The 26,153-nt window shown below is 37.0% G+C and carries 33 protein-coding genes, 1 pseudogene and 2 riboswitches; of the genes and pseudogenes, 12 read left to right on the forward strand and 22 right to left on the reverse strand.

From position 1 onward, the window contains the following. Positions 1-259: 259 nt before the first annotated feature. The 3 genes from gcvPB to gcvT are packed head-to-tail and all read right to left on the reverse strand — an operon-like array spanning position 260 to position 4,190. Positions 260-1,720, reverse strand: coding sequence for an aminomethyl-transferring glycine dehydrogenase subunit GcvPB (gene gcvPB / locus CKK03_RS06845; RefSeq protein ID WP_099361883.1), 1,461 nt, complete (start codon positions 1,718-1,720; stop codon positions 260-262). Next, entirely contained in the window at positions 1,713-3,059 is a 1,347-nt protein-coding gene (gcvPA, locus tag CKK03_RS06850) for an aminomethyl-transferring glycine dehydrogenase subunit GcvPA (protein ID WP_099361884.1), read from the reverse strand. The genes gcvPB and gcvPA overlap by 8 nt, the downstream gene beginning before the upstream one ends. Before the next feature lie 27 nt (positions 3,060-3,086). After that, entirely contained in the window at positions 3,087-4,190 is a 1,104-nt protein-coding gene (gene gcvT, locus CKK03_RS06855; protein ID WP_099361885.1) for a glycine cleavage system aminomethyltransferase GcvT, read from the reverse strand. Between the two features lie 204 nt (positions 4,191-4,394). Further along, positions 4,395-4,487: riboswitch (glycine riboswitch) on the reverse strand. A 292-nt stretch (positions 4,488-4,779) separates the two neighbouring features. On the opposite strand from gcvT, the gene CKK03_RS06860 reads away from it, so the two are divergent. The 4 genes from CKK03_RS06860 (at position 4,780) to CKK03_RS06875 (ending at position 8,365) form a co-directional block, all read left to right on the forward strand. Then, positions 4,780-6,471 (forward strand): DEAD/DEAH box helicase, encoded by a 1,692-nt coding sequence (locus CKK03_RS06860; protein WP_099361886.1) that lies wholly within the window; start codon positions 4,780-4,782, stop codon positions 6,469-6,471. Next, positions 6,449-7,243, forward strand: coding sequence for a YqhG family protein (locus CKK03_RS06865; protein ID WP_099361887.1), 795 nt, complete (start codon positions 6,449-6,451; stop codon positions 7,241-7,243). The genes CKK03_RS06860 and CKK03_RS06865 overlap by 23 nt, the downstream gene beginning before the upstream one ends. A 377-nt stretch (positions 7,244-7,620) precedes the next feature. Next, a riboswitch (cyclic di-GMP riboswitch) is annotated at positions 7,621-7,710 on the forward strand. Positions 7,711-7,740: 30 nt separating this feature from the next. Then, positions 7,741-7,869, forward strand: coding sequence for an anti-repressor SinI family protein (locus CKK03_RS06870; protein ID WP_099361888.1), 129 nt, complete (start codon positions 7,741-7,743; stop codon positions 7,867-7,869). 169 nt (positions 7,870-8,038) lie between these two features. Further along, positions 8,039-8,365, forward strand: a complete 327-nt coding sequence (locus CKK03_RS06875; protein ID WP_099361889.1) for a helix-turn-helix domain-containing protein — start codon at positions 8,039-8,041, stop codon at positions 8,363-8,365. A gap of 444 nt (positions 8,366-8,809) precedes the next feature. Here CKK03_RS06875 and CKK03_RS06880 read toward each other — a convergent pair whose 3' ends face one another. From CKK03_RS06880 to tapA, 5 genes are all read right to left on the reverse strand, one after another. Further along, positions 8,810-9,106, reverse strand: coding sequence for a DUF5658 family protein (locus CKK03_RS06880; protein ID WP_099361890.1), 297 nt, complete (start codon positions 9,104-9,106; stop codon positions 8,810-8,812). Between the two features lie 109 nt (positions 9,107-9,215). Continuing rightward, positions 9,216-9,830 (reverse strand): LPXTG cell wall anchor domain-containing protein, encoded by a 615-nt coding sequence (locus CKK03_RS06885; RefSeq protein WP_099361891.1) that lies wholly within the window; start codon positions 9,828-9,830, stop codon positions 9,216-9,218. A 105-nt stretch (positions 9,831-9,935) separates the two neighbouring features. Further along, a complete protein-coding gene (locus CKK03_RS06890) occupies positions 9,936-10,667 on the reverse strand; it encodes a TasA family protein (protein WP_099361892.1) in 732 nt (243 codons plus the stop codon). A gap of 91 nt (positions 10,668-10,758) precedes the next feature. Continuing rightward, positions 10,759-11,331 carry a signal peptidase I SipW gene (gene sipW, locus CKK03_RS06895; RefSeq protein ID WP_099362269.1) on the reverse strand — a complete coding sequence of 191 codons (573 nt, stop codon included), beginning with the start codon at positions 11,329-11,331 and terminating at the stop codon, positions 10,759-10,761. 22 nt (positions 11,332-11,353) lie between these two features. Further along, on the reverse strand, positions 11,354-12,586 hold the full coding sequence (gene tapA / locus CKK03_RS06900) for an amyloid fiber anchoring/assembly protein TapA (RefSeq protein ID WP_180271188.1): 1,233 nt from the start codon (positions 12,584-12,586) through the stop codon (positions 11,354-11,356). Between the two features lie 253 nt (positions 12,587-12,839). Here tapA and CKK03_RS06905 point away from each other — a divergent pair, with 253 nt between their 5' ends. Both CKK03_RS06905 and CKK03_RS06910 read left to right on the forward strand, forming a co-directional pair. After that, on the forward strand, positions 12,840-13,214 hold the full coding sequence (locus CKK03_RS06905) for a helix-turn-helix domain-containing protein (protein ID WP_099361894.1): 375 nt from the start codon (positions 12,840-12,842) through the stop codon (positions 13,212-13,214). Further along, complete coding sequence (locus CKK03_RS06910; protein ID WP_099361895.1) at positions 13,211-13,339, forward strand: anti-repressor SinI family protein; 129 nt, start codon at positions 13,211-13,213, stop codon at positions 13,337-13,339. Before CKK03_RS06905 ends, CKK03_RS06910 begins: the two co-directional genes overlap by 4 nt. Before the next feature lie 31 nt (positions 13,340-13,370). On the opposite strand, the gene CKK03_RS06915 is transcribed toward CKK03_RS06910, so the two are convergent. Further along, positions 13,371-13,979, reverse strand: a complete 609-nt coding sequence (locus CKK03_RS06915; protein WP_099361896.1) for a ligand-gated ion channel — start codon at positions 13,977-13,979, stop codon at positions 13,371-13,373. A gap of 108 nt (positions 13,980-14,087) precedes the next feature. Beyond that, positions 14,088-14,708, reverse strand: a complete 621-nt coding sequence (locus CKK03_RS06920) for a YgaN family protein (RefSeq protein ID WP_099361897.1) — start codon at positions 14,706-14,708, stop codon at positions 14,088-14,090. 99 nt (positions 14,709-14,807) lie between these two features. On the opposite strand from CKK03_RS06920, the gene CKK03_RS06925 reads away from it, so the two are divergent. Beyond that, on the forward strand, positions 14,808-15,152 hold the full coding sequence (locus CKK03_RS06925; protein ID WP_425432847.1) for a YqzG/YhdC family protein: 345 nt from the start codon (positions 14,808-14,810) through the stop codon (positions 15,150-15,152). A 61-nt stretch (positions 15,153-15,213) separates the two neighbouring features. Then, complete coding sequence (locus tag CKK03_RS06930; protein ID WP_099361899.1) at positions 15,214-15,570, forward strand: DUF2512 family protein; 357 nt, start codon at positions 15,214-15,216, stop codon at positions 15,568-15,570. A 43-nt stretch (positions 15,571-15,613) separates the two neighbouring features. Here the strand turns inward: CKK03_RS06930 and moaA are convergent, their stop codons facing one another. Next, positions 15,614-16,636: a GTP 3',8-cyclase MoaA gene (moaA, locus tag CKK03_RS06935; RefSeq protein ID WP_099361900.1), complete on the reverse strand. Its 1,023-nt coding sequence runs from the start codon at positions 16,634-16,636 to the stop codon at positions 15,614-15,616. A gap of 273 nt (positions 16,637-16,909) precedes the next feature. Between moaA and ymaG the strand changes: the two are divergent. After that, positions 16,910-17,089 (forward strand): annotated as a pseudogene (ymaG, locus tag CKK03_RS06940) (inner spore coat protein YmaG); the annotation flags it as partial. 30 nt (positions 17,090-17,119) lie between these two features. Here the strand turns inward: ymaG and CKK03_RS06945 are convergent. From CKK03_RS06945 to comGA, 9 genes are all read right to left on the reverse strand, one after another. Then, on the reverse strand, positions 17,120-17,311 hold the full coding sequence (locus CKK03_RS06945) for a YqzE family protein (protein WP_099352285.1): 192 nt from the start codon (positions 17,309-17,311) through the stop codon (positions 17,120-17,122). Positions 17,312-17,414: 103 nt separating this feature from the next. Further along, positions 17,415-17,939 (reverse strand): shikimate kinase, encoded by a 525-nt coding sequence (locus CKK03_RS06950; protein ID WP_099361902.1) that lies wholly within the window; start codon positions 17,937-17,939, stop codon positions 17,415-17,417. A gap of 80 nt (positions 17,940-18,019) precedes the next feature. Beyond that, positions 18,020-18,403, reverse strand: coding sequence for a competence type IV pilus minor pilin ComGG (gene comGG, locus CKK03_RS06955; protein ID WP_099361903.1), 384 nt, complete (start codon positions 18,401-18,403; stop codon positions 18,020-18,022). Continuing rightward, complete coding sequence (gene comGF / locus CKK03_RS06960) at positions 18,400-18,840, reverse strand: competence type IV pilus minor pilin ComGF (protein WP_180271202.1); 441 nt, start codon at positions 18,838-18,840, stop codon at positions 18,400-18,402. The genes comGG and comGF overlap by 4 nt, the downstream gene beginning before the upstream one ends. Beyond that, positions 18,830-19,171 (reverse strand): type II secretion system protein, encoded by a 342-nt coding sequence (locus CKK03_RS06965; protein ID WP_099361905.1) that lies wholly within the window; start codon positions 19,169-19,171, stop codon positions 18,830-18,832. Before CKK03_RS06965 ends, comGF begins: the two co-directional genes overlap by 11 nt. Then, on the reverse strand, positions 19,155-19,616 hold the full coding sequence (comGD, locus tag CKK03_RS06970) for a competence type IV pilus minor pilin ComGD (RefSeq protein WP_180271189.1): 462 nt from the start codon (positions 19,614-19,616) through the stop codon (positions 19,155-19,157). The genes CKK03_RS06965 and comGD overlap by 17 nt, the downstream gene beginning before the upstream one ends. Beyond that, entirely contained in the window at positions 19,579-19,908 is a 330-nt protein-coding gene (gene comGC / locus CKK03_RS06975) for a competence type IV pilus major pilin ComGC (protein WP_099361907.1), read from the reverse strand. The genes comGD and comGC overlap by 38 nt, the downstream gene beginning before the upstream one ends. Before the next feature lie 14 nt (positions 19,909-19,922). Further along, positions 19,923-20,966 (reverse strand): competence type IV pilus assembly protein ComGB, encoded by a 1,044-nt coding sequence (gene comGB, locus CKK03_RS06980; RefSeq protein ID WP_099361908.1) that lies wholly within the window; start codon positions 20,964-20,966, stop codon positions 19,923-19,925. Beyond that, on the reverse strand, positions 20,944-22,020 hold the full coding sequence (gene comGA / locus CKK03_RS06985) for a competence type IV pilus ATPase ComGA (protein WP_099361909.1): 1,077 nt from the start codon (positions 22,018-22,020) through the stop codon (positions 20,944-20,946). The genes comGB and comGA overlap by 23 nt, the downstream gene beginning before the upstream one ends. A 376-nt stretch (positions 22,021-22,396) precedes the next feature. Here comGA and CKK03_RS06990 point away from each other — a divergent pair, with 376 nt between their 5' ends. Both CKK03_RS06990 and CKK03_RS06995 read left to right on the forward strand, forming a co-directional pair. After that, on the forward strand, positions 22,397-23,089 hold the full coding sequence (locus tag CKK03_RS06990; protein ID WP_099352278.1) for a helix-turn-helix transcriptional regulator: 693 nt from the start codon (positions 22,397-22,399) through the stop codon (positions 23,087-23,089). Positions 23,090-23,165: 76 nt separating this feature from the next. Beyond that, on the forward strand, positions 23,166-23,408 hold the full coding sequence (locus tag CKK03_RS06995; RefSeq protein ID WP_099352277.1) for a DUF2626 domain-containing protein: 243 nt from the start codon (positions 23,166-23,168) through the stop codon (positions 23,406-23,408). Between the two features lie 26 nt (positions 23,409-23,434). On the opposite strand, the gene CKK03_RS07000 is transcribed toward CKK03_RS06995, so the two are convergent. Next, positions 23,435-24,553: a class I SAM-dependent methyltransferase gene (locus CKK03_RS07000; RefSeq protein ID WP_099361910.1), complete on the reverse strand. Its 1,119-nt coding sequence runs from the start codon at positions 24,551-24,553 to the stop codon at positions 23,435-23,437. A gap of 409 nt (positions 24,554-24,962) precedes the next feature. Next, positions 24,963-25,598, reverse strand: coding sequence for an MBL fold metallo-hydrolase (locus CKK03_RS07005; protein WP_099361911.1), 636 nt, complete (start codon positions 25,596-25,598; stop codon positions 24,963-24,965). Positions 25,599-25,944: 346 nt separating this feature from the next. Between CKK03_RS07005 and CKK03_RS07010 the strand changes: the two genes are divergently transcribed. Next, the gene (locus CKK03_RS07010; RefSeq protein ID WP_010678113.1) at positions 25,945-26,118 is read left to right on the forward strand and encodes a DUF2759 domain-containing protein; all 174 of its coding nucleotides are present in this window, start codon (positions 25,945-25,947) and stop codon (positions 26,116-26,118) included. The last annotated feature ends 35 nt before the right edge of the window (positions 26,119-26,153 follow it).

The following is a 26,153-nucleotide window of genomic DNA, read 5'->3' on the forward strand; positions in this document are numbered from 1 at the left end:
TATTGTGTTCAGTTTTCAAAGAACTTTTTTACCGTCGCTCAAAAGCGACTTTAATAATATATCATCTAACAACATTTCATGTCAACAACTTTTTCAAGAAATTTTTCTTCTTTATTAGTTATGACTCAATCAATCACGTTGTCGTGATGACTTAATCTATATTATCAGTCCTCCGTATATTTTTCAATAGTTTATACCACGGTAATTTATGGTAAAAAAGAGACTCATCCAAATTAGGTCGAGTCTCTTCTATATATATTTATTGTTTTTGGAATCGTAAAACAGGTTTTCTAGCTGCTAATGTTTCATCAAGTCGACTTACGACTGTTGTATGTGGCGCTTCTTGAACGATTTCTGGATTCTCTTCAGCTTCTTTTGCAATTTGGATCATGGCTTCGATGAAGTCATCCAATGTTTCTTTAGATTCTGTTTCAGTTGGTTCAATCATCATACATTCCTCAACATTTAATGGGAAGTAGATTGTTGGTGGGTGATATCCAAAATCGAGTAATCGTTTTGCAATATCTAATGTACGAACACCCAATTTCTTTTGACGTCTACCTGAAATGACAAATTCGTGTTTACAATGTCTATCATATGGTAGGTCAAAATATGGTTCTAGGCGACGCATCATGTAGTTTGCGTTGATAACCGCATTTTCAGTTACAGCTTTAAGTCCATCTGGTCCCATTGAACGAATGTACGTATATGCACGAACATTGATTCCGAAGTTTCCATAGTAAGGTTTTACGCGTCCAATAGAATGTGGACGGTTATAATCAAACTGATAGCCTTCTTCTGTCTTAACGAGTACTGGTTTTGGAAGGTAAGCTATTAGATCTTCTTTCACACCGACTGGGCCAGAACCTGGTCCCCCACCGCCATGTGGTCCAGTAAAGGTTTTGTGTAGGTTTAAGTGAACCACATCAAATCCCATGTCTCCAGGGCGCGCCTTACTTAATACCGCATTTAGGTTTGCGCCGTCATAGTATACTTTACCACCGGCAGAGTGAATGATTTCTGTCATTTCAAGAATATTTTCTTCAAATAGACCTAATGTATTAGGGTTTGTTAACATTAATGCCGCAGTGTCTGGTCCAACTACACGACGTAAATCCTCTAAATCAACTAGTCCATCTTCATTGGACTTTACTGTAATGGTTTCAAAACCTGCAACTGTTGCAGATGCCGGATTTGTACCGTGTGCAGAGTCAGGTACGATTACTTTTGTACGAGCTGAATCGTTATTTGCTTCATGGTATGCACGGATCATCATTAAACCAGTCCACTCACCATGTGCACCAGCCGCTGGTTGAAGGGTAACTTCATCCATACCAGTGATTTCTTTTAGGTGTTCTTGCAGGTCATACATTAATTCCATTGCACCTTGGACAGTACTTTCATCTTGTAATGGATGGATGTGAGCAAATCCATTGAAACGTGCAACATTTTCATTTATCTTCGGATTGTATTTCATTGTACATGAACCTAATGGATAAAATCCTGAGTCCACCCCGTGATTACGCTTGGACAATGCTGTATAGTGACGCATGATATCTAATTCTGATACTTCAGGTAGTTCTGGCTCCTCTACTCGAAGATAGTCACTAGGGATAACTTCAGCAATGTTGATCTCAGGTACGTCTAAATCTGGCAAACTATAACCAGTTCGGCCTGGCTTAGTTAGTTCAAAAATTAATGGTTGATCTTGCTTATTCATGGCTATCCCCCAATTCTTTTACAAGAGTATCAATCTCTTCTTTTGTACGAAGCTCAGTAACTGCTACTAACATATGACCCTCTAATTCTGGGTAGTCACGACCTAAATCATATCCACCGATAATTCCATTTTCTAATAAACGAGCATTCGCTCCTTTAACTGATTTACCTACTTTTACAACAAATTCATTGAAGAATGGTCCTTCAAATGCAATTTCAAAACCATTTGCTGCAAATTGTTGTTTAGCATAATAAGCTTTTTGAATGTTTTGTGTTGAAATCTCTTTTACACCTTTTTTGCCTAATGCTGTCATCGCAACCGATGCTGCTAATGCGTTAAGCGCTTGGTTCGAACAAATATTTGAAGTAGCTTTGTCACGACGAATATGTTGTTCACGTGCTTGAAGTGTTAATACAAAGCCGCGTTTTCCTTGTTCGTCTACTGTTTGACCAACTAAACGGCCAGGTACTTTACGCATAAGTTTTGATGTTACTGCAAAATATCCACAGTGTGGTCCACCAAATGCCGCTGGGATACCAAATGGTTGAGCATCCCCAACCACGATATCAGCACCAAGTTTTCCAGGAGGTGTTAAAGCCCCAAGTGCTAATGGGTTGCTTGAAACAACAAACATGCTTTTACCTGTATGAGCAACAGTTTCAATTTCTTTTAATGGTTCAATTTGACCAAAGAAATTTGGATATTGAACAATAACACAAGCTACATCGTTATCCATTAGAGAATTTAATGCTTCAACGTCAGTAACACCGTTCTTTGTTGGAACTTCAACAACCTCAATGTATTGGCCCTTAGCATATGTTTCAAGTACTAGTCTTGATTCTGGGTGCACTCCCTGTGAAACTAAAACTTTTTTATTTCTTGTACTACCAGAAGCTAGCATCGCTGCTTCTGCAAGTGCAGTTCCACCGTCATACATAGAAGAGTTTGCTACGTCCATTCCAGTTAACTCACAGATCATTGTTTGAAATTCAAAAATCGCTTGTAGCTCACCTTGAGAAATCTCAGGTTGGTATGGTGTATATGCTGTATAAAATTCTGAACGAGAAAGAACATGATCAACAATGACTGGCATGTAGTGATCGTATACACCTGCACCTAAGAAGGAAGCATTGTGGCGTAAATCAGCATTTTTTGCTGCTAGTACTGAAAGTTCCTTCATTAAACTAGACTCTGATTTTGCCTTCTTAATGTTGTATTCGCCTTTAAATCGAACACTTTCTGGAATATCATTAAAAAGCTCATCGACTGTAGATACGCCGATTGACTGAAGCATTTCGTTTTTATCTTGTTCCGTCATTGGTAAATAACGATGTTTCATTGATGTACCCCTTTCCCAATTATCCATTTATTTTTTTGGTCGCTTATAAAACGGTGTTGCAACTATTACTGCTTTAAGGCGTTTTTTACGAACTTGAACTTCAACTTCTTTTCCTAGTTCGGCATGCTCTGATTTAATAAGAACTAACCCGATATTCTTTTGAAGAGTTGGCGATTGGGTTCCGGTTGTAACTTCACCCACTTGCTCATCTTCAACATATACTTCATAGCCATGACGAGGAATCCCTTTGTCAATCATTTCAATTCCTACGATTTTACGTGGAGCACCTTCTGCTTTTTGCTGTTTTAACACTTCTTTTCCAATAAAGTCGGCCTCTTTATTCGGCTTAACCGCAAAGCCGATTCCTGCTTCGATTGGCGTGATATCCTTTGAAAGTTCTTGACCATAAAGCGCAAGATTTGCTTCAAATCGTAATGTATCACGTGCACCTAGCCCACATGGTAAAACACCTTCAGGTTCACCAGCTTCTAAAATAGCATTCCATAACGCAGCTGTGTCTTCAGCTTGGCAATAGACTTCAAAACCATCTTCGCCTGTGTAACCTGTTCTCGACACAAGTGTTTTCTTTCCAGCGATTTCGACATCGTCTTGGAATTTAAAAAACTTGATTTCACTTAAGTCTGTGTTTGACATCTTTTGTAAAACTACTTCAGCTAGCGGCCCTTGAATTGCTATTTGGCCGATTTCATTTGAGATGTTTATGACTTCTACATCACCAAAGACATGCTGTTTTAACCAGTCAAAATCTTTGTCTGTATTTGAAGCATTTACAACGAGTAAGTAGTGGTCATCCGATTTTTTATAGATTAGTAGGTCATCAACCGTTCCACCGTTTTCATAGCACATTGCTGTATATTGTGTTGCGCCATCTTTTAAAAGTGAAACATCATTTGTCATCATTTTTTGGAGAAAAGCTAAGCTGTCCTTTCCTTTCACATCAATTTCACCCATATGTGAAACGTCAAAAAGACCTGCTTTTGTACGAACCGCTTCATGTTCCTCTTTAATACTTGAAAATTGGACTGGAAGATCCCATCCACCAAAATCAATTGTTTTGGCGCCATGCTTTTGATATTCATCAAATAATGGTGTTCGTTTTAATTCAGACAACCGAATTCCTCCTTAAAATTGATCATTTTAGTAAGCTACTTGGGTTTTTGCACCATAACCAAAAGATTCTGAAAATGCAAAAAAGGACAGATAAACTCCACAGCAGTGTGAAGTCTCTGTCCTTGCACCTGAAAGTTTACCTAAAAATTTATAAGTCTTAGGTTTGCCCCTTTGGTGGCCGTTAATCGGCTCTCTCCAGAGTTGCGTCAAACAAGAGTCTTTTTGCCTGAGAGATTCACAATCGGCTTGCTTGCTCCTTCGGCGCTACAAAAATGTAGTCTCTCCCCTTGTTCTCATTCGCGGTCTTCATATTTTTCATTTTTTTGGTAATACTAACAAAACGACTATGGAAATTTTATCATGTCCAAGCCCAAAAGCTCTTATTTTATCATTTAATATAATTTGCTAATCCCTACTGAATAGCGTGGAGAAGCGTTTTCTAACTACCTTCATCCTACCATCATCTAGAGATTTGGGCAATAACTTATTTTCTTAACATTAATTTATTTTTTTAGAAAAACGTTCGGGTTTTATAAAAGACCTTACTTTCTTCTATATAATATATCTACTAAGAAAGGACTGTAATTTTATGAATGTCGATTTTGAATTTGATCAGTCGTGGCAAGGTGACTTTCTGCAACGAATTGACGATGACGGTCCTTGGGCGAACTGGGAGTTATATAAACTTGCATATGAAGTAGAAAAACACCAGTCGATACCTGAATTCGAAGGACTTCAGGCTCCTAAGCATTTACCACAGCTAACACCACTACCACATCAGCTTGAAGTTGCTAAGCAAGTGGTAGAAAAAATGAACGGAAAAGCCATTTTAGCCGATGAGGTTGGGCTCGGGAAAACGATAGAGGCCGGCCTCATATTGAAAGAATATATGATTCGTGGACTGGTGAAGAAGGTATTAATCCTTGTGCCTGCATCCCTTGTGTCACAATGGGCTTCGGAATTAAATCAGAAGTTTTATATTCCAGCGGTTCAGCAAAAAAAGAGCTATATGTGGGAGCAATATGATGTAATTGTTTCGTCTATCGATACGGCAAAAAGAAGTCCACATCGGGAAATCGTGTATGAACAGGATTATGATTTGATCATTATCGATGAGGCTCACAAGCTAAAAAACAACAAAACAAAAAACTATGAATTTGTTCAAAACTTAAAAAAGAAGTTTTGCTTACTATTAACAGCTACTCCGATTCAAAACCGGATCGATGAAATTTTTAATCTTGTGTCATTGCTGAAGCCTGGGCACTTAGGGAATCAGGAGAATTTTGAGGAATCATTCGGAAAGAAAAGTCGTTCAATTGATGACCATGAGCATTTGAAGGAATTAGTGAATAAGGTAATGATTCGTAATCGCCGTGATGATACTGGAATCGAATGGACAAAGCGCAAGGTAGAAACAGTGCCAATTGAATTTTCTGAGACTGAACAGGAACTATATGATGCTATTTCTGCCTATCGGTCTAGCTTTTCAGGCTTTGCATCCAGTATGTTCTCGATTTTAACCTTACAAAGAGAAGCTTGTAGTAGTCGTGAAGCTGTCTACTTTACGTTAAAAAAAATGCTTGAGAAAAAGAATGAAGACGGAAGTAGTGCGGTTCCAGAGGATATGGTGATTGGCCTGATGAAAAAGGTGGAACAGGTTACTCAAAATTCTAAGGCGGAAAAAGCGGTTGAATTAATCAAGCAAATCGATGATAAAGTCATCATATTCACCGAATACCGTGCAACCCAAATGTATTTACAATGGTTCCTGCAGCAAAATGGAATTTCATCTGTTCCTTTTAGAGGTGGATTTAAACGCGGGAAAAAGGATTGGATGCGAGAATTGTTTAAAGGAAAGTTCCAAGTGCTGATTGCAACAGAAGCTGGTGGCGAAGGAATTAACCTACAATTCTGTAACCATATTATCAATTATGATCTCCCGTGGAATCCAATGAGACTTGAGCAACGGATTGGGCGTATTCACCGCCTAGGTCAGGAAAAGGATGTTCATATTTATAATTTCGCAACGAAGAATACAGTTGAAGAGCATATTTTAAAGCTATTATATGAAAAAATTAATCTGTTTGAACGTGTCATTGGACAATTGGATGATATCTTAACAAGATTGGATCTCGGAAACATTGAGGACCATATTCAGGACATCATGCTTCGTTCGCGCAGTGAGGGTGAAATGAAAATTAAGATGGAAAATTTAACTTCTATCATAAGCTTTGAAGAACAAAATGGTGGTGAGCAGCATGCAGCAACAGGAAATAGTTAACTTTCTCGAGAATTATTTTGTGTCAAACCATTGTGAAATTCTTGAACGTCATCCCGGATATATGACCGTACAATTAACAGTTGATTTAGATAAGCAATTAATGAACCGACCTTTTTATTGGACATATGTAGAAAAAACAGGTGGAACCCCAAATCCGATGAAGCTTACATTAATTACAGATCGGGACCAAACGCCTGACAATGTGAAGGGCGACTTTATTCATTTTGGTGCCCCCCGTTTACATCAAATTTTTGAATCAACAAAAAAACTTGCAAGCTATATTCGCTTGTATCAGCAATCACCACTCGGTGTTCAAGGAAATACCCCTCTTTACCCTTGGCTCGGGTTGAATGTGAAAATTTCATATAAAAGTGACCGCAAGCGTGATGTGCTGATGTCACTTGGATTGCAGCTTATTAATGGAATCATTGTTGAAGATTTTCAAGAAAAGGTTGAAAAGTTGCCGCTTACTCCGAAAATACCTGATCACACCTATACAATGTCACCTCTTGTTAAACCACAAAGTGGCATTAACCGTCTCCAGCAATATGTGAGAGGGTATGTTGAAACGCAGGACCACTCTTGGGCAGATGAAGCAAGGCAACGCTGGAACGAAGATTTAGCCTTGTTAGATTCCTTTTATGAAGGAATCGACGAAAAACCAGAAAGCTATGAAATTGAAAAAGAAGCACTCAAAGATCAATACGAACCGAAAGTTCTTGTCGAAATTATCAATGGCGGGTTGTTTTATCTTTGTCAAAACACGATGTAAAAATGGCCTATCCTCACTTCCGAGGGTAGGTTATCTTTTTGTGAGGGTATTTCAGAAGAAATCGTTCGACAAATACCTTACATTTTTATGGTGATTTTACATAAAAACACATTAGAATACTACTAAGTATTAACCATTCGCTTCATCAAGTTTACATTTCATAGGTCTAAATCCCTATCCTTCGAGTTTATTCTACACAAATAGTAAAAAACAGCCAAAATCCGCTTAGACGGACGGACTATTATTTATCTTTTGTAAATATTTTGACATCGACAGATTTTTACAGAAAGTTTTATTTTCATGTTTTATACTTCTAAATGTAATACAAAGGTTCTATACATAAGGGACTATCGTTTTAGGTAGACGGCTTAGGTTCGAACAGACAAAGGCAAACCTATTGAAAAATAGGGACGCAAAGTCACAGGTCTAAGATTGGACGTAACAATTAAGACGGCTGGACTGCCTGGAATACTAATTGTATTTTGGGAGGAAACGAAATGTTAAATGAAGTTCAAAACAAAGATGAGCAATTGGATCAAGATTGGATCGACCTTATTTTAGAAGCAGTGGAGATGGGAATGAGCGTCCAGGATATTCAAGCTTTCCTCCAAAGTAAACCAGCATAACGGACCTTCTCTATACAAATAATAATATTTAGGCTACGGATTGGAAACATAAGGATGCGAGGGACTCGGTGACAACGGGTTCTTTTATTTTTCAGTTTTTTGTGTTCTTATTATAAAACATTTTCTTCGTTATATGCTATAATAGGTATATGAAGGAAGGTGAGAAAGAATGATTGGTCAACGTATTAAAACATTTCGTTTGCAAAAACAATTATCTCTATCTGAACTAGCAGATCGCGCTGGAGTTGCCAAATCATACTTGAGCTCTATCGAACGGAATCTCCAATCAAACCCTTCTATCCAATTTCTCGAAAAAATATCTACAGTATTAGGAGTAACAGTCAATGAATTACTCCATGAACAATCAGAACCTGAAAGTGTAGAACTTGATTCAGAATGGACTAGACTTGTACGCGAGGCAATGAAATCAGGAGTTTCCAAAGAGGAATTTCGATCATTCTTAGAATTTAATAAGTGGAAAATGGATAATAAATAAAAAATGCTTCGGCACATCGGTTGCCTGAAGCATTTTTTATTTTTAAACAAGGTTGTTGATTTCCATTGCAGACACTCGCTTTCCGCGGGCGGTCTGGGAGCCTCCTCGTCGCTAGTGCTCCTGCGGTGTCTCCCCTGGCCACGCTTTTCCCGCAGGAGTCTCGTGTCTTCCTCTTCAATCAACAAGTGGAAATTTGATTAGCTTCTTTATCAACTTTATTTTCATATGTATGTATCGAAAGTGGAATTACTGTGGGATTCAGATTGTTGGGGAGTTGGGTATTTTTTATGTATTGATGAAGGATATGCTTCACCAGCATCGCGGGCACGTAATGTTGTGAGATTATGATTACAAATTGGGCAGTTCCATTCACCTTGCTTACTACTGCTAAAGGATGGCCGATAACATCTTGGACAAGTTTTTGTATACATAGGGACTCTCCATTTAGAAAATTTGAGTAATCCAATAGCCATGGAGGATAAAAACATATGCGTATAAAGCAGTGGCTACATAGGATAAAGAACGAATAAACTTATTCACAGGAATGCGAATGATAAAATAAAGTGAAATTAAACATAAAGAAAGCATTGCTTTTATAAATAAAAATAAGACCGGATGGATTTCGTATATGGTGTACATCAACGGATTCGCTTCCGAGATATGGCCGCCTAGGATTCCAAAATGAGTGATAAAAGCATCTAATAAATTTAGGGCTGCTAGAAAAATGAATAAGGGTTTCATAGTGGACCTCGCCTGAAATAGTAATAAAACTACCGAACGTTCTTTATAATGAACAAAACGTGTACAAAGTAGACCTTGATTTTCATCTTTTTATCCAATCAAGGTCTTGTTAAGGACGTTTTGTATCTAGTTTTTTTCTTTTTACATAAGCGAATAGGATTAAGCCTGCTAAAAGTAAAGCTGCACCGGTTGCCAAAAGGTTGAACATTTCAGATCCAGTTGTTGGGAGTTTGTTGTCTACTGGTAGGACGCCACCTAAAGTACCTTCTACGTAGAATTCAAATTCGAATTCACTTGATAAGCCTTGATACTCATTACCTAATTCGTACGGCATCTCAATGACAAAAATTAACCTATCTTGACCAGAACTTTCTATGTATCTGGGTTTTAGTTTTGTGAAATCACTTAATTTTCCAGCGAAAATTTCTTCATTTTCATTTGATATTTTTAACACAAGTGCTTCGTATAGTTTTTTGGAACCTGATTTGAAATTTGATTTTGAAAGATAATTAAAATCTTCAGATCCTTTATTGAAAATTAGTATTTCTCTACTTGCGATGTCACCTGGAACCATTTCAGTAACACTAAATACCACGTTTCTACGCGAGGTTTCAATATTTATTACTTCCTGATGATTTGAATCAGCAAATACTTGAATAGTAATGAAAAACAAATAAAAATAAACGATTACTCCAAATGTGAGTATATTTGTAAATAGTTTCATAGTAGCCCTCACCTAATTTATTATAAAAAACACAATCATTTCAACTCAGTAATTAGAAAGGTGGTATAAACCACCTTTCACTAACATTTTGAGATAAATTAATTATTAATCATTAGCTCCAGAATCAGCAGGTACTCCATTGACTCTTTCTACACCATCTCTTTGAATAGCTTCAAACACAAACTCAATATCTGCACCTTCACCTTGGTATTTGTTTTGATGTTGTTCACCATCAGCATCCTTGAGGTCTTTGTTAACAAATTCAATAGTTAGATAAACTTTGTCAAAATCTTTACCATCCTCATCTGTGTTTCCATTAGGCAAACCTGTTCCTCGAGTAATATCATAAGAACCATCAGCTTGATCCTCTAAATCTGCTAAAGAGATAAATGTTCTTCCTTTATCATCAACACCAGTTCCTGTTATTCCCTCTAATAAATCTCTACCTCTTGATCCATCAGGAAACCCATCTGAAGAGAATAATGTTACTTCAAATTGAGAAAGGAAATCTCTTTTACTATTACCTGCCCCTTTACCATCTTTTGTTGTTTTATCTACCCAATTCGATGAATTGATATCTAATAAAACCTGTTTTATATCCACATTACCGTTATTTGCAACTTTAAAACTTCTAGTTATTGTATCACCAGGCACTAGCTTTTCAAGACTAATTAGTTCTGAGTCTGGGTTAATACCTAAGTCTAGTACACCTGCAGTTATATTGTTTCCTCCCATTTTCTCAACATCATTAAATGCTGCCCAAGTTCCCCCTCCAACTAATGATAAACCTAATGCTGCTGAAGCTACTCCTAAACCTAATTTCTTCTTAATTCCCATTTTTCTTCCTCCTTGGTTTCTCCCCCGTTTTGGGGTATGTAATTTTTTTATATTGAACCTTATGTTTTCATAAGGAGTTCAACCGGTAATTTCAAGCGGGTCGTCCATTATCTTGCGGTTTGCTATTCTTCTCAATTTCTTTAATAGCTTGATAGATTGAGAGTCCGGAATATCCGAGTAATAAGATACCTGGAATGATTAGTAAAATCGCTGTTCCTTTTCCTGATTGAGCAAAGTTAATAAGATAACCAACATAAGGTATTGTAAATCCTGTATATTCTGCTACTACATTCTCGGCTAAAACGGGCTGAATATCCATATCTTCATTGTTGTCGCCCTTTGTTCTATATGTGGTATAACCGTTATTCTCAATTACTTCCATTACTCTGTGAGTTACCAGACTTTTATCTTCTTGTATAAAAGTTATTACGTCATTTTTTTCTAAGCCTGTTTTGTCTTCGACTGGCTTAACTGAAATAATTGACCCTGTTTTGAATGTCGGCTCCATAGAACCAGAGAGAACTGTTTTTAGTTGATATCCAAATATCTGAGGCTCTCCTCCAGAAGCTTTGGAGGAGATTACTACAAAAACCATTACTAATAAGAGTAGAAAAAGTATCACTGATATAGCGTTACTAGTAATCTTCAATATTTTTTTCGTCATCATTTTTACACCACCAATATATTTATTCGATTATAAACGGCCCAATAGTAATTCCTACAGACTCATTACCCATTTTATCTACAGTTGTAATTTTTAAAGTAACCGGATTCTGAGTTCCAACATCCAAATTTTTTATTTCCTCATTTGTTATATTATCTTTAATTGGTTTTTCTTGACCTACTATATAGATTCTCACATAGCTGAAATCCTCGGTTGGGTTTTTCCAAGATAAATTTAAGTTAGAGCTTTTTCCACTTCGACTCACCTTTTGAATTAAGACCTCATTAGGAGGTATATTGTCGATTGCAATTGTTGTAACTTCAATTGTTATACCTGCGGATTCATTTTCAGTCTCATCAATAGTAGTAATCTTGTAGGAATATATCTTATTTGGTTCTAAGTTCGTATCTTCATAAATTTCACTTGTAATATTACTTTCGATTAAATTTCCATCACGATAGACGTTAACATGTTTAAAATCTAAATCAGCTGGATTATTCCAAGATAAAGTAATAGAATCGCTAGTAGGAGTTCCATTTAAACTTATTATTTCTGCAGGAGCAACTTCATCAGTAGGTTGAGGTATAGTGTCCCCTTCACCATCTTCTTGGTCTACACAATCTGTTACATGTATTGTTCCGCTCCAAGGACCTTTATCGTCTCCATTATTTCCATTTGCATGACCAACTTCATGATAAGCTTTAAATTTATAAAATCCATTTTTTTCTGGTTGGTAATGGATTTCATAAACCTCTCCTTTATCTGGAATTGGAAATGTACCTTTTTTTACGATTTCACCATTTTTAACATTATCCTCTGTTTCACTCCAGTAAATTTCATATCTTGTAAGTTCATGATCAACACTTTCACCAGTATTTTTAAAGCTAGCAAAAATGCCATTTTCCGGAGAACAACTACCACCTTGACTAACCTCTTTTAAAGAACTATTTCCCCAATCGTTATCAGACGGTGGATACTCTGGTTCCTTATCTTCCCATTCTGCTTTAATACCAAACGAATATGTTTCAACATCATTAAAATAAGCCCCAGTATCTGTTGTAAGGTATGAAACCATTGCAAAAGACAAATACCATATCGCAGCGATCTGAGCTAACAGAGCTAATGTTCTTCCCCGCTTCCCAAACTTTCTCAATCTTGAGTGCCTCACTGTTCCACCCTCCTCATTCGTTCTTTTCAGTGAACGCATTACTTTATGTATTTTATTAAGAACGAAGTTGGAATATTTGTTTTTCATATTCATCAACTTCCTTTTGGTTTATGTATTTCGTTCGTTTTTGTTCTTATTACCGAACCGATAGTCTGAGTATAATCCATTAGCACTAATTTTGAAAAATCTCAAAATAAGCCATATTTTCTCAATAAAGAACGTTTACCGTTCGTTTTCTCGAAATACCTCCTTTTTCCTTACTATCTTGTAATTTTATAAAGAACAAAATGTTTCTTATAATGAACATACAGAAAGATTCTTTTAATTAAGGAGAAAGAAGATGATAGGATCTAGGATTAAAGATTTGCGAAAGCAAAGGAAGCTTTCAATTACAGAGCTAGCTAGGCGTGCAGGTGTTTCAAAATCGTATTTAAGCTATATTGAACGAGATGTACAGAAGAATCCTTCTCTACAATTCTTATCAAAGATTGCAACTACACTAGATACAAGTATTGAATATTTGTTAGGGGAAGACCAGGACAATCATTATGAACTTGACGGGGAATGGACGAAACTTTTACAACAAGCAATTGACGATGGGTTAAGTAAAGAGGACTTTCGAGAATTTCAACAGTTCATCCAGTTTCGCAACTGGCAGAATGGGCAAGAAGAGTTGAATGTTATTTCAACGAATCATAATGGGGGGAAGAAATGATACTTACTTCAGTTCAGGAAACACTAGACCAGGAATGGGTCAAGTTATTGGTAGAAGCTAAAAACCTTGGAGTTACAATTGAAGAAGTAGAGGCATTTTTCCATACAAGACAAACCATTAGTTGAGAAAAAGCGACTCCCAGGTCGCTTTTTCCATTTAATCCGTCTTCTCAACAGCTGATAACACCAAACCTCTTTCATTTTCTTGGGCTTTATATGTGATGTTGTTTAGTGTTGCAGTTCCGTTGATTTTTTTATCTTTGTCGCGAAGGAGCCCCAATTTATATGTGACTTTTCCGATGTCCTCTTCTTTTACAGCCTCTTCTGTGTTTGTTACGGCAACCAGTAAGAAGAATGCAGCAATTGTGTCCTCATATTTATCTAACGTAGTGCTGAGGTTGTCTGATTCTATGTCTTTTTTCACGATTGATAAACGAACGACTTCATTAGTTGTTTCATTTACGATTCCTTCAAGAATCATTCCGTTGTTGACATCGTGTTTAAATTCGCCATTTCTTACATTCAATTGTTCAATTTTGTCGGAATCCTTCATTTCTGTTTGGGCTTCATTCCAATTTTTAACGAGGTCTTCGGTTGTAAAGCCCAAAGAGCCCAGATTCATGATTTGTTCGTCAGCTTGTTGAATTTTGGTTGCTTTTGGATCTTCTTTTTTCTCTTGTTCTTTCGCCTTGTCGTCACCTTTACAACTAACAAGTAATAATGAACTAAGTAGCAAAATCGCAAAAATAAAAATTCGTTTCCGCATGATTTTCCTCCTACCTGCTAACTTTTCACATAAAGTTAATATGCGCGTAGAAGTACCAAATCATGCAGAACCGTCACACAAAAAAAGCGATCTGCTATAGATGGCTTTTTATTCGTAATCCTCTGTTTTGCTAATCATTACCCTTACAATATACACTTCATCATTTTCTTTTACTGTGTCTTCAATAACATCTTCATCCAAGCCAACTTGTATACCGTTTGATCCATCCTTAACTATTAACGCAAGTACTTGTGGCTTTTCTGCTTCAATATTTATTTTATCAACGATCTGAGTTTGAGCGGTGCCAATCGAGGTATCAACTTCCAGAACTGGGGACTGCATCGTGGAAGAACCTGTGCCGTCTGTCATCGATAATGTCCACCGTGCATATGTAGTGTTGTCCTTCAAGTTAAAATTCATTTTGGCAGCGGCCAATGTCATATCTTCGTTTGTTGCTGTCGCCCCACGTGCAATATCCTCTTGTTTTTCTCCATTTTTATATTGCTCAACCCAAACATGAATCATCTTTATATCTTCATTTTTTATTTTAAGGTCGTACATTAAAAGTGTATCGAACCCGAGTGAACTAATTATTTGTGTATTTCTTTCATTTTGTTTGACCGGAGTCAGCACACCATCTGCTTTCTTTGCAGTATTGCTTTCATTACTACAGCCAATCAGAGCAAGTAAAATAAGAAATCCAATCGTTATTTTAAGTAGCCTGCCCATTAGCACTCCCCCTTTTTTCTCATAATACCATACCTTTCCATTAAGCTGTATAAATTTTCCTACCGCAGGGAAATCTAAAGTAAAAGTGAGGTGCTGTGTGTGTTGCGCAAGATTTTGATTGGATGTTGCTTCTGTTTGTTATTAACCCCGACTGTTTTTATCGACAATGACTCTGCAGCTATTTCTGCTGAGCAAAAAAAGCCAGTCCCAGAGTATGCAAAATGGGGAAAGCTTGCGATGGAGGAGACACAGAAACGTTATCCCTCCGCTCAAATTGTTGATTACTTACACGTTGGAAGACATAAGAAGAATGTGATGTATGTTGAACGTTTTAAGCTTTGGCTGAAAGAGGATAATCGTGAATTCGGTGTTATTGTGAATATTACGTTTGAACCAGAGACTGAACGAGTTAAAAATATTACCGTTGTGGAAACAGACCGATAGTGCATTTACATATAATCCATCTATTATGTAAAAAATATGGGGTAAAGGAGGTGTGAAGGATATGACTAACTTTATTATGAAATTAATCTTGTTACCTTTAATAGTAGCCATTTGTTCTGGCATTTTTGATAGTGTTGATTTAGTTGCATGGTATCAGCCAATCGGGATTGGCGTACTGTTAGCCATTCTTGGTTATTTAATGGAGAAAGCGATGCTTAGAAGAGATACAACGGTGATGACAGATATTGCCGATTTTGTTACTGCAGCCCTGGTAGTATATTTTCTTTCCTTGTTTTACGATGGTGCTAGGGTTACCCTTTGGGGCGCAATCCTAACAGCCCTTGTTATTACATTAGTTGAGATACCTATCCACCGCTGGTTAGTTAGGTCAGGTAGAACCGAAAAATCTACAGCATGATTATTACAAAAAGAGGTGCCGAAATAAGGCACCTCTTTTCCATTTATCCACCTATATAAGACATTTCAATTTTCTTACGTTTCTTCGCAGTTTCCTCGGTTCGTTCATCTGAGTATCGATCACGTCTTACTTGCCAAATCGACTTAAGGGTTTCATCAATCTCATTTTCAGATACATCTGAACGAATTAATGATCTTAAATCATGGCCCGCCGTTGCAAATAGGCATGTATAGAGCTTTCCATCTGCGGAAATTCGTGCTCGGGTACAGCTTGAGCAGAAGGATTCTGTAACAGATGAAATGAAACCAATTTCCACATCTGTACCTACGTAACGATATCTCTTCGCTACTTCCCCATAATAATCGGCATCGACAGGCTCCAATGGCATTTCACTATGGATTAAGTCATGGATTGCCTTTTTCGAAACGACTTGATCAAAATTCCAACCATTTGTCGTTCCAACATCCATAAATTCGATGAAACGAAGGGTGATTCCTTTGTCTTTAAAAAATCGAGCCATCGGAAGAATCTGCGAATCATTCTTTCCTTTTCGGACAACCATATTCATTTTTACATGAAGTCCAGCTTCCTGTGCTGCTTCAATCCCCGCTAATACCGGTTTCACTCCTACGGAACGACCATTCATTCCTTTAAAAATATCGTTATCCATTGCATCAAGGCTAACATTAACACGCTGTAGCCCCGCTTCTTTCAATTGTTTTGCATATTTTGGCAAGAATATGCCGTTTGTCGTGAGGGCAATATCTTCAATACCTTCTATATGAGTTAAACGCTCAACGAGCTCATGGACATTTTTTCGAACTAACGGTTCTCCACCTGTTAACCGAATTTTTTGCACACCAAGTTTGACAAAGCTTCTTGTCAACGTTTCTATTTCAGAATAAGATAATAATTCTCCTTGCCTTAAGAATTGATAATCATCTCCAAAGATTTCTTTAGGCATACAATACGAACAACGGAAATTGCATTGATCTGTGACAGAAATGCGCAAATCACGTAGAGGTCGATTCAATTGATCAACGATTTTTTCATTTTTTGTAGTCATTTAACCTGTCACTCCTACACTTTAAGTACCTATTACTCTACCATACTAACAAATTCTTGTGAATAGAAACGATATTCCATGAAATCTGGTTTACGAAATTATTTTCAAAATGTAGACAAACGCCCACTACTTCTAGCCTATGGTTACATATCCATGTTAGTGAGGCAAGAATAAGGAGCAATTCTAGCCCAATCACGGTAAAAAGAAATATCCCGTGCCCGTAGTGGGAGATTAAAAACAGGAGGTAATTAGATGGGACCATATAGAAGACCATATGGATATGGCAGACCTGGCCGGTTTTTTTGGGGAGCACCTTTAGTTGGGGGATTAGTTGGAGGACTTGTTGGAAGTGCCCTTTTCAATCCATATTTCTATGGAGGATATGGTGGTTATGGAGGATATCCATTTTATCGCCCACCATTCTACCCTTATGGCGGCGGTTTCTGGTATTAATCAAAAAAGAGAGCCGACAATATGACTCTGTCAGCTCTCTTCTTTTTTGTTCTTTTTGAACATGAGGGACACCGCAAGCGGCATAATTCCAAACCACCGATTGGTTAATGGGGGTTGTTCTTCCTTACGCTGCTTTTTTGTAGCCTTACGTACTTCTTTTGGCTGGTCTAAAGTCTTGACAATCTGTTGGGTTACAAACTTTACATAATCGTTTGTAGACATAATAACACCTGCCTCTAATCAAATGCGCCTTGGCGTATTTGTGCCCAGATTTTTCGAGCTTGCTCGAACTTCCTTTGAAAATCTGTGGCATCCGCCGGAGACCTTAACTGATATTATTATTTCCATCTTTTTGCAAATGTAACCACGACACTATGTCATCGACAACTTCGTCTAGATTTTTTTCAGTTGTGTCAACTTTATAATGTGCTTCATTGTAAAAAGGCATTCGCTCACTATAAAGTTTACTTGTGTTGTCCTTTTTCTCTGAATCAAACAATGGTCGAGTTGGGTCAAACTGAACACGTTCAAAGATTTTCTCTATGTCACAATATAAGAAAATTACGTGACCTTTTTCCATCATCCACTGACGATTTTCCTCCTGAATGACAATTCCACCACCGGTTGTTATCACCATATCATCTGTTGGTATTTCTTTTAGAAATAAGCGTTCATAGTTTCGAAAGGTTTGCTCACCATTTTCTGAGAAAATATCCGCAATTCTTTTTCCTATCTTTTCTTCAATAAATTGATCCGTATCAATCACCGGCAAGTGTAAGACTTGTCCGAGTTTTTGTCCGATCGTTGTTTTTCCTGCTCCCATAAATCCTGTTAAATAAACGGCTTTCATTTCTCTACTCTCCTAAAAATGCGGCCTCATATGCGTCCACTCGATTTTTCTAAATTATAACAAAAACATCCATGTTTGTCTTAACGTAATTCAATCCAAGAACCTATCACTTTTTTCTCATAATCATATACAAAGCGTGCACTATATTTGCGCTGTTCCTTTGTTGTACAAGAGATGGTAATTTGAGAGGTTGTTGTCGTTATTGGCACAACAGTATACGATATTGTACCGGTTGGAAAGTTAAGAGAACCAGTTCTTCCTGAGCTTTCTACATCTTCCTTTAATTTAGCCCGTATCTCCTCAACGCCTAGTTGCATTAGGTTCTCCAAGATGAATATTTCCTCTGTCTCCTTTGAAAAACCTTTTTCCGTCAAATACGCATTTACTTGAAACGTGAACACAAGAAAAAATAAAAAAGATATCGCAAGTGTAACAGGAAGGATAAAACCTTGTTCATTTTTCATGCATCCTTAACCTCCACTGTAGTGAATGCCGAAATAACGGCTTGATACGTTTTCCCATCAACGGTTACAACTGAAATTAAAAAACCATTTGTTTTCGACTCAAATGTTACACCCGTTATTTGCTGAAGTAACACCTCATGACCTTTTCCGTTTACCCTTCTTCTTATTTTGTCATTGTATTTTTCGAAACTCACTGATTCACCGGCCGCATTTTTAAAGAACACTGAACTATTTTTTGATACAGTAATTTCACTTGCTTCACGCACTTCCATTTTCATTTGTTGAATTAAAATTTGCCATTCAAGTATATTGAACTGTTCATTATTGTCTCGGAACACGACACTAAGAAATGGTGTAATAAATGAAAGAATGACTAGCAAAATTGAAAAAGTTACTAACATCTCAACCAAAGTAAAGCCCTTGTCATTATTCACCATTAAGGTATCCACATCTTTCGTACGTTTTTGAGAGCTTGTCCTCCCATGTAATACAAAGCTCCCATTTTTGAAGCTCCTCATTAAATGTTTTTGAAAAAAGATAGGTAACCCCGTTTTTTATGACCCTATCTATATTTGATTCATCACCGTTGTAGTCCTTATTGAGCTCCTCTGATAATAATTGTCTTCCCAGATTATAGATTTCAGTGTTTTTTCGTTCTGTCATGATAAGTAATAGTTGGGGAAGGAGTGTTGCACAAAGCATAAGCCAAATCGAGACTGCAAGGAGCATCTCTACTAATGTAAAGCCTCGTTTATTCCTTACTAACATAAAACCTACCCTTTCCCAACAAGAACGTTACAGTATATTTGGTATCCTTATACAAAAACCAGATCTCCCCGGACCGCTGAATATTCCCATTACTTGTAAAAACTAACCTCGACCCAAGTGTGGTAATAACGATCCGAATCGTCGGGTTAATTTTTCGAACAAATACCACATCATTTGATTTCGCACTGCTAAGCTCATAATACGACCCGCTTGCACTGAAATAAAGCCTTGTTGATTCATTATGGCTGATCGCATATTGTTGGCTGTAAAAAATATCATTTTGCAGCTGTTCCAGAAAATGATCTATCTTTTTGGATTCATGTAGTGGTCTTAGCTGCAGAAGACTTATCGAGGAAATGACAATCACAATTGATAGGACAACTAAGGCTTCGATTAGGGTGAAGCCTTTATGGTTGAGTAGAGGCTGTATTTTCAACTTGTGCAACTTTTCCGTTTCCATCAATTGTAATGGTGTCACCATTTGGACAAGCTGGGATGCCATCTTTAAGATATTTTTCATCCGTTAAATCTTGTTCTGTTGGGGTCTTGTCATTTTCCAACTCATACGCCTGCACCTGCGCTTCAACCATTTTCACTAGTGCATCACACCCTTTATTTTTAATAACTGAATTATGCTTCGTCACATTGGGCACGGTTATCAAAAGCAAAATCGATACGACTAATAACACTATTAACATTTCCACAAGGGTAAACCCCTTTTGATTTTTCAATTTCATCTACATCTTCCTTTCTATATTCCATTTAAAAGTTGAAACATCGGAACCATGATGGCGGCGTACATCAACATGATGATAATTCCGATAGTCGCAAATAAGATTGGTTGGACGATTGCTAATAATTTTGTTACCTTTTCCTCGGCTTTTTCCATTACATATTGGCTATAATGCTGGAGTTCGCTGGCTAAATTTCCGTTAGATTGGCCATGTAAAATAACCATTGCTAAATCTGCCTCGTAATATTCTCGCACTCTCAAAATGTCCTCGAAACGATTACCCGCTCTTAGAAGCTGTTTCATTTCTATTGCTTCCTCTCGAAAAAAAGGCGAGTGAAGCTGCTGTTCAAACATGGTTAACGCTTGAAAGATCGATAATCCACCTTTTAATAAATTACTAAGTTGCACGGAAAAGAAATGTGAATTAAACATGATCGTTACTTTTTTTAAAATGGGAATCTTTAAGAGTAGCTTCATTTTTTCAACTGGGGTAAGTTTTTGAAAATGAAGAATATAGTAAGTGAGGCCAATGATCATTAGTAAACCGACAATGAGGAGTAAATTTCGATTTAGTTCAGGGAGCCTTAATAAAAGTTTGGAAATCATCGTCTGTTCATAACTCATCGAGGTAAATAAGCTTTCAAATTGTGGTAAAAGGATTTTTTCAATCATAGTAAACATAAATCCAACAAACAATAATAAAGCAAGTGGATAGCGAATTAATTTTTTTCCTTTTTCAAAATGGGTAATCTTTTTCTGCAACATTGTGCTTCCTTCACGGAGGGCAAATGAAATATCGCCATGCTGCTCGGCAAAATACAAGTAACCGAGTATATCCTTATGAAATTCCACCTTACTAAAGGCAGAATATAAGGATTCACCTTGTTTACAGCTTTCAATGATTACTTCAATGTCCCTGCTGTGTTTCTTCGGCAACTGGAACAACAGGAATTGTGAGGCTTGTTCAAAGGAATAGCCTTGATCAAGTAAATTACCCATTCTACTCAAATATAATGATTGTTCCTTTAAGGTCCAATTCTTATTTCTTTTCCTTGGTATCATTGACAACCCATCTTTCTAACGCATCGGGATATAAGTATCCAAGGGCAATTCCTTTTTTAATAACGTCTCTTAACTTTTCGTATCGGTATTCGGCTTTGTCTCCCCTTGCTTCCTTCATTACTTCATTCAGGGCATGTCCATTCAAAAGCTCGTACACCCCCACTCGTCTTACTTTTCGGTACTTTTTACATTGTGGGGAACATTTACCTTCACAATATGGACATTTGAGGTCAACAAGCCTTTGTGCTGCGATTGCTATTAACGTTTGCTCGATTTCCTGCAAGGATACATCAAATTCTAACAGCCGATAAATCGCACCTTTTGTATCTCTAGTATGCATAGTTGTGAGGACCAAATGACCTGTGAGAGCTGCCCGCACAGCAATTTTTGCCGTTTCTGAATCCCTAATTTCGCCCACCATGATAATATCGGGATCATGACGCAAAATAGCCTTCAAGCCATGTGCATATGTGATTCCGGCTTTTTCGTTCACCTGAACCTGTAGAACATCTTCACTTTGTTTTTCAATGGGATCTTCTAATGTAATGATATTTCGGTTGAAAAGCTTCTTCGTTGCGTGCAGTAAGGAATAGAGGGTGGTTGTTTTGCCTGATCCTGTTGGTCCAGTAAAAATAATTAACCCGTGTGAATGTTTTAATAGTGAAAGAAGTTTAGTTGTCATAGTCGGAAAAAGCGATAGATTTGCAAGAGAATAGGTTGGTGTTTCAGGTAGGATACGTATGACTAGACTTTCGTTGTAAGGTGTGGGCAGTGTAGACAATCGAAGGTTAATGGTTATGCCTTTTAGATTTAAGGTAATTGCACCGTTCTGTGGTCTTCTCCTTTCTCCAATATCCATTCCAGCAAGAAATTTATAATGGGAAATTAACCGTTCGCAAACATCCTTTGGAATGGTTTGCTTATTGAACAAATCGCTATCGAGTCGGTATTGGACCACGGCATCGTTGATTTTCGGAACAAAATGGATATCTGATACATTCATTGACCAAGCATTCTCGATCAATTGGTCACCGAGCTGTTCGATTTCACTCAAATAATTCACTCCTTTTTGAACTCATATTTTTATTTTTTTCTCTTGCAGGTAACATATTTCAACAAATATCTACAAACTCCTTCTTTTTTTAAAAAAATATTTGTGAACTTTATTTGAACATGGAGAATTGTGAACTTCTCAAAAAAAATAAAATACAACCCCTGCCATTAGGGTTGTATTTTGGTGGAAATTTGAATCTATTATTAGGAGGAATCAATACATTGTATGTTCGTTTTCTGCAAAGTATGCCAATTATACTTGAAAATAATCGTTGTTTATTTATGAACTTTTATCTACAAGTGATATAAATCACTTATTGATGGTAATTAACTGTAATATAATTGGGGTATCAATAGGGTCGCAAGGAGTGAAGACGGTGGAACAAACACTGAAGATAACGAACGTTTTAGCAGATCCAACCCGTTATTATATTTACCAATACATTATTAAACAAAATGAAGATGTCACCGTTCAAGAAATCGCAGAAGAATTTGAAATTCATCCGAATGTAGCAAGACTACATTTAACCAAGCTTGAAGATGTCAATATGCTTGTGTCGGAAGCAAAGAAAACAGGAAAAGGTGGCAGACCGAGTCGTCTTTATCGACTATCAAATGATCACATTCAAATTAATTTTCCGTTTCGCGATTATCAACTACTTTCAAAAATTGCAATTGAAACGATGGCAACACTTGGTGATGTGGGAAAACAAGCACTTGAACTAACAGGTAGAAGATTCGGGGAGGAACTAGTGAACCATCAAATCCCAGTTTCAATCCATGAGCTAACCTTTGACCAAAAGCTTGATATTTTAAAAAAGGCATCCACAGTTGCGGGTTTTTATCCAGATTTAGACCATAATAAGGATAAGACAAAAATCTTTTTAAAGATTAATAATTGTCCATTCAGAGAAATTGCTCAAGAAAACTTTGAAGCCGTTTGTGGAATGCATCATGCATTTCTAAGAGGAATGTTTAATTTACTCTTTGACGATGTGGTGCTGGAGGAGTCAGAAAATATCATTCTTGGTTGTAATTCTTGCAGTTATCACGCAATTGTCGCAAAGTAATGTTTACATTTGTGTAATCGTTACATTATAATAATAAAAGTGATGTTAAATCATGTCTAAGGGGGGAAATATACATATGGAACGTATGTACCGAGTTTTAGGTTTTTGGACAGGTATATTTGCAGTAATGTTCTACGTTGGTGGTATGGATGTTCTAGCACTAATTTTCTTTGCACAAACCGGATTTTTCGTCCTTTTAAGCTATTTAAAATTGTCTGAAAGAATGTACATTTACGTGTTTGGCGCATATTTAACTGTTTTCTTCTGTGCCTTCTCTTACTACACCACATTTATGATGCCACTTGGTGGAGGTCACTAAAAAAAAGCGATGGAAACATCGCTTTTTTATTTGCCTTGGAAGATATTTTCCCAAGATACTTTTACATTCTTTTGCTGTAAGAGAACATGAAATGCTGCACTCATTCCACTATCCATGATAAGAGAACGAATCGCTCGATTTTGTTTACTTTTTTCTGAAAAGGGATTGGGATCAAAATTCTCCTGTAAAAACGTTAAAATTCCCGCTTCCAATAAAAATTCATCCTGTCTACATTTCTTCACTAGTTCAAGTCCTAGTTTGGAACTATATGTAACCAGCGCGTCAAAATGAATATGAGTTGTTAAATCCATTTCTCCTGGGTACTCGAGTGGGTTATGTATTAATTGATGATTGTAGTACCCCCTCAGGCTTCCCCTCTTTCTTGCAGGTTCTTCCCATTCAGCATTCGTATACCCATAATCAACTGTGAAGACAACAGCATCCCCAAGAAAGCTGGACAGGTCTTCTAGGTAGGAAAGCATCTGAAGTGGAATTTCAAACCGTTGTCCATTAGTCAGTACAATCTTATTCGTATTTAAATATTTCTTAATTCCTTCATCTGTAAGAGGTGTAAGTATTTCGGTTAATTGCTCTTCCTCTGTTAGTGTGATGTTCACTTCATACAGATTATGATCCTTTTTCTCAATCACTCTTACCGGAAAAGCATCAAACAATTCATTTGAAAACACAATTCCATGAAAAATCGGGAAATCTCTTTTTGCTTCATCAAGACTCTGATATTGGATCACTTTTTTGCCTACAGGTAGAATGTCCTGCTGCAAACGTTGATGGTAAGGACTTGTTTCTATAATGATGTAGGTTATCTTTTGAAACGTATCAATATAGGAATCTTGTAATTCGTCAAGAACAGCCTTTGCAAATCTACCATTTCCACCACCTATTTCACAGATATATGGTGGAATTTTTTCGAGAGTAATTAGTTTATGAAACAGGGTTGCAAACAGTTTGCCAAAGACATTGGAGATATTACTGCTTGTGATGAAATCTCCTTCTTTTCCAACCTTTACTTGGTCCATCTTGTAATAGCCTTTATTTTCATGATATAGAACTGTATTCATAAACTGTTCATATGTAATCTGTTTGTTTAAAGATGATTGAATGGCATCTTTTAATATGTCTAGCATATGCTCACCTTTTAGAGGATGTTCAAAAAGTCGTCCGAAAATGACACATCGAATTTCTTCGTTGGTTTGCTTTTCCGTTCCTCACGTATTAACTGCATACGCTCCGGTACTCAAAGCTGCACCGCCTTGAAATTTCGACGCACATGATGCGCTAGTGTCGACAAGACATTAGGCCGTGGCGTTCTTGTCGACGCGGTCCTTTTCACCCACCTTTTGAACATTTATTTTTACTATTTTTCACCATTGACACAGTGTTTATATTATTATATTGTAAATTTAGTAGCTTACAATATCCCTCCCATTATACGGATATATAAGTATTGACATTAGGAAGGAATTCTTAATGTTTAAACATCCCCAAAGAATTGGTCTGACTCTACCGGAGTTAGACCTTTTCTGTGTTTAGTGTTTAAAACCCATTTAAGAACGGGTTTGAGTCCATTTCAGCTTCGATCGTTGTTTCGGGTCCATGCCCTGATAGGACAATTGTTTCTTCTGGTAATGTAAGAAGCTTTTTATGAATACTACTTAGTAATTGTTCATGGCTTCCACCTGGTAAGTCTGTTCTCCCGATGCTACCTTGAAATAAGGCATCCCCTGAAAAAACAACTCCAAGTTCTTTGCAATAATACGAAACACTTCCCGGTGAATGTCCTGGCGTATAATAAAGGTCTAAATGAAAGTCACTTACAACAAAACTCCCTTCTTTTGGAAGGATGGTTGGTTCTGCTTTTGATAAGATTTCTTGACCAGGAATGAAATAAGCTGACCCATTTAAAGCAGGGTCTTTCAGCCAATTCTTCTCTTTCTCGTGAATATACACAGGTACATCCCAATTAGCGATTACATCGTCAATGGCACCAATATGATCGAAATGAGCATGTGTTAATAGAACCGCAACTGGTGTAAGTCCCTGTTGCCTTAATATCGTATTTAATCTTTGTCCATCTCCACCCGGATCAAAGATGACGCACTCCTTGTTTGAACTGGTCAAAATGTACGCGTTTGTTTGTAAGGGTCCTAACGGAATCCTTTGCCACTTCATAACTTTCCCTCCGATGCTTTTTAATCTATCCTTTATTCTACACTATCAATTGAAAACGAAAAAGCACTTAAACAAATGCACTTGAGGTTTTACCTAAATGGTAATTTGTCTTGAAAGTGTCACTTTTTCCTCCTCGACAAATACGTATAAAACGATTAGAATATAGATTGAATCTATCTATTTCTTTTACATAAAGGGTTTTCAGCCTTTCGGAGCAACATTTTTCATGAGTTATTTGATGGGATGTTGTAAATTTTCATGCTATGGGGAAAAATAGTAATGAATATTAAAAAAGGAAAGGCGCGCTTTTACATGTAACATTGATTATAGCAAGGGGGTAAGTCACATGGGTCTAATGATTATCTTTTCACTAATTGTAATTTTAGCTGCATTTGGTATTATTCGTTCTTTACGCGATAAGAACCTTTTAGCCTTATTATTCTCTACTGGTATCTTTTTAGTATTAGGCTGGTTCACAATCATGACAATCTGGAAACATGGTTTCCCAACTGCTCACTAAGATAAAAAAGATTTAAAAGCCATCAGAAACGATGG

It is taken from the genome of Fredinandcohnia onubensis, assembly GCF_002734215.1.
In the GTDB taxonomy this organism is placed as follows: Bacteria; Bacillota; Bacilli; order Bacillales; family Bacillaceae_L; genus Ferdinandcohnia; species Ferdinandcohnia onubensis.

What these genes read in the sequence shown, in the direction of transcription:
- gcvPB (WP_099361883.1), bottom strand. Translation starts at nt 1,720, where the DNA reads ATGAATAAGCAAGATCAACCATTAATTTTTGAACTAACTAAGCCAGGC.
- gcvPA (WP_099361884.1), bottom strand. Translation starts at nt 3,059, where the DNA reads ATGAAACATCGTTATTTACCAATGACGGAACAAGATAAAAACGAAATG.
- CKK03_RS06860 (WP_099361886.1), top strand. Translation starts at nt 4,780, where the DNA reads ATGAATGTCGATTTTGAATTTGATCAGTCGTGGCAAGGTGACTTTCTG.
- CKK03_RS06865 (WP_099361887.1), top strand. Translation starts at nt 6,449, where the DNA reads ATGCAGCAACAGGAAATAGTTAACTTTCTCGAGAATTATTTTGTGTCA.
- CKK03_RS06870 (WP_099361888.1), top strand. Translation starts at nt 7,741, where the DNA reads ATGTTAAATGAAGTTCAAAACAAAGATGAGCAATTGGATCAAGATTGG.
- CKK03_RS06875 (WP_099361889.1), top strand. Translation starts at nt 8,039, where the DNA reads ATGATTGGTCAACGTATTAAAACATTTCGTTTGCAAAAACAATTATCT.
- CKK03_RS06880 (WP_099361890.1), bottom strand. Translation starts at nt 9,106, where the DNA reads ATGAAACCCTTATTCATTTTTCTAGCAGCCCTAAATTTATTAGATGCT.
- CKK03_RS06885 (WP_099361891.1), bottom strand. Translation starts at nt 9,830, where the DNA reads ATGAAACTATTTACAAATATACTCACATTTGGAGTAATCGTTTATTTT.
- CKK03_RS06890 (WP_099361892.1), bottom strand. Translation starts at nt 10,667, where the DNA reads ATGGGAATTAAGAAGAAATTAGGTTTAGGAGTAGCTTCAGCAGCATTA.
- sipW (WP_099362269.1), bottom strand. Translation starts at nt 11,331, where the DNA reads ATGACGAAAAAAATATTGAAGATTACTAGTAACGCTATATCAGTGATA.
- tapA (WP_180271188.1), bottom strand. Translation starts at nt 12,586, where the DNA reads ATGAAAAACAAATATTCCAACTTCGTTCTTAATAAAATACATAAAGTA.
- CKK03_RS06905 (WP_099361894.1), top strand. Translation starts at nt 12,840, where the DNA reads ATGATAGGATCTAGGATTAAAGATTTGCGAAAGCAAAGGAAGCTTTCA.
- CKK03_RS06910 (WP_099361895.1), top strand. Translation starts at nt 13,211, where the DNA reads ATGATACTTACTTCAGTTCAGGAAACACTAGACCAGGAATGGGTCAAG.
- CKK03_RS06915 (WP_099361896.1), bottom strand. Translation starts at nt 13,979, where the DNA reads ATGCGGAAACGAATTTTTATTTTTGCGATTTTGCTACTTAGTTCATTA.
- CKK03_RS06920 (WP_099361897.1), bottom strand. Translation starts at nt 14,708, where the DNA reads ATGGGCAGGCTACTTAAAATAACGATTGGATTTCTTATTTTACTTGCT.
- CKK03_RS06930 (WP_099361899.1), top strand. Translation starts at nt 15,214, where the DNA reads ATGACTAACTTTATTATGAAATTAATCTTGTTACCTTTAATAGTAGCC.
- moaA (WP_099361900.1), bottom strand. Translation starts at nt 16,636, where the DNA reads ATGACTACAAAAAATGAAAAAATCGTTGATCAATTGAATCGACCTCTA.
- CKK03_RS06945 (WP_099352285.1), bottom strand. Translation starts at nt 17,311, where the DNA reads ATGTCTACAAACGATTATGTAAAGTTTGTAACCCAACAGATTGTCAAG.
- CKK03_RS06950 (WP_099361902.1), bottom strand. Translation starts at nt 17,939, where the DNA reads ATGAAAGCCGTTTATTTAACAGGATTTATGGGAGCAGGAAAAACAACG.
- comGG (WP_099361903.1), bottom strand. Translation starts at nt 18,403, where the DNA reads ATGAAAAATGAACAAGGTTTTATCCTTCCTGTTACACTTGCGATATCT.
- comGF (WP_180271202.1), bottom strand. Translation starts at nt 18,840, where the DNA reads ATGGTGAATAATGACAAGGGCTTTACTTTGGTTGAGATGTTAGTAACT.
- CKK03_RS06965 (WP_099361905.1), bottom strand. Translation starts at nt 19,171, where the DNA reads ATGTTAGTAAGGAATAAACGAGGCTTTACATTAGTAGAGATGCTCCTT.
- comGC (WP_099361907.1), bottom strand. Translation starts at nt 19,908, where the DNA reads ATGAAATTGAAAAATCAAAAGGGGTTTACCCTTGTGGAAATGTTAATA.
- comGB (WP_099361908.1), bottom strand. Translation starts at nt 20,966, where the DNA reads ATGATACCAAGGAAAAGAAATAAGAATTGGACCTTAAAGGAACAATCA.
- CKK03_RS06995 (WP_099352277.1), top strand. Translation starts at nt 23,166, where the DNA reads ATGGAACGTATGTACCGAGTTTTAGGTTTTTGGACAGGTATATTTGCA.
- CKK03_RS07000 (WP_099361910.1), bottom strand. Translation starts at nt 24,553, where the DNA reads ATGCTAGACATATTAAAAGATGCCATTCAATCATCTTTAAACAAACAG.
- CKK03_RS07005 (WP_099361911.1), bottom strand. Translation starts at nt 25,598, where the DNA reads ATGAAGTGGCAAAGGATTCCGTTAGGACCCTTACAAACAAACGCGTAC.
- CKK03_RS07010 (WP_010678113.1), top strand. Translation starts at nt 25,945, where the DNA reads ATGGGTCTAATGATTATCTTTTCACTAATTGTAATTTTAGCTGCATTT.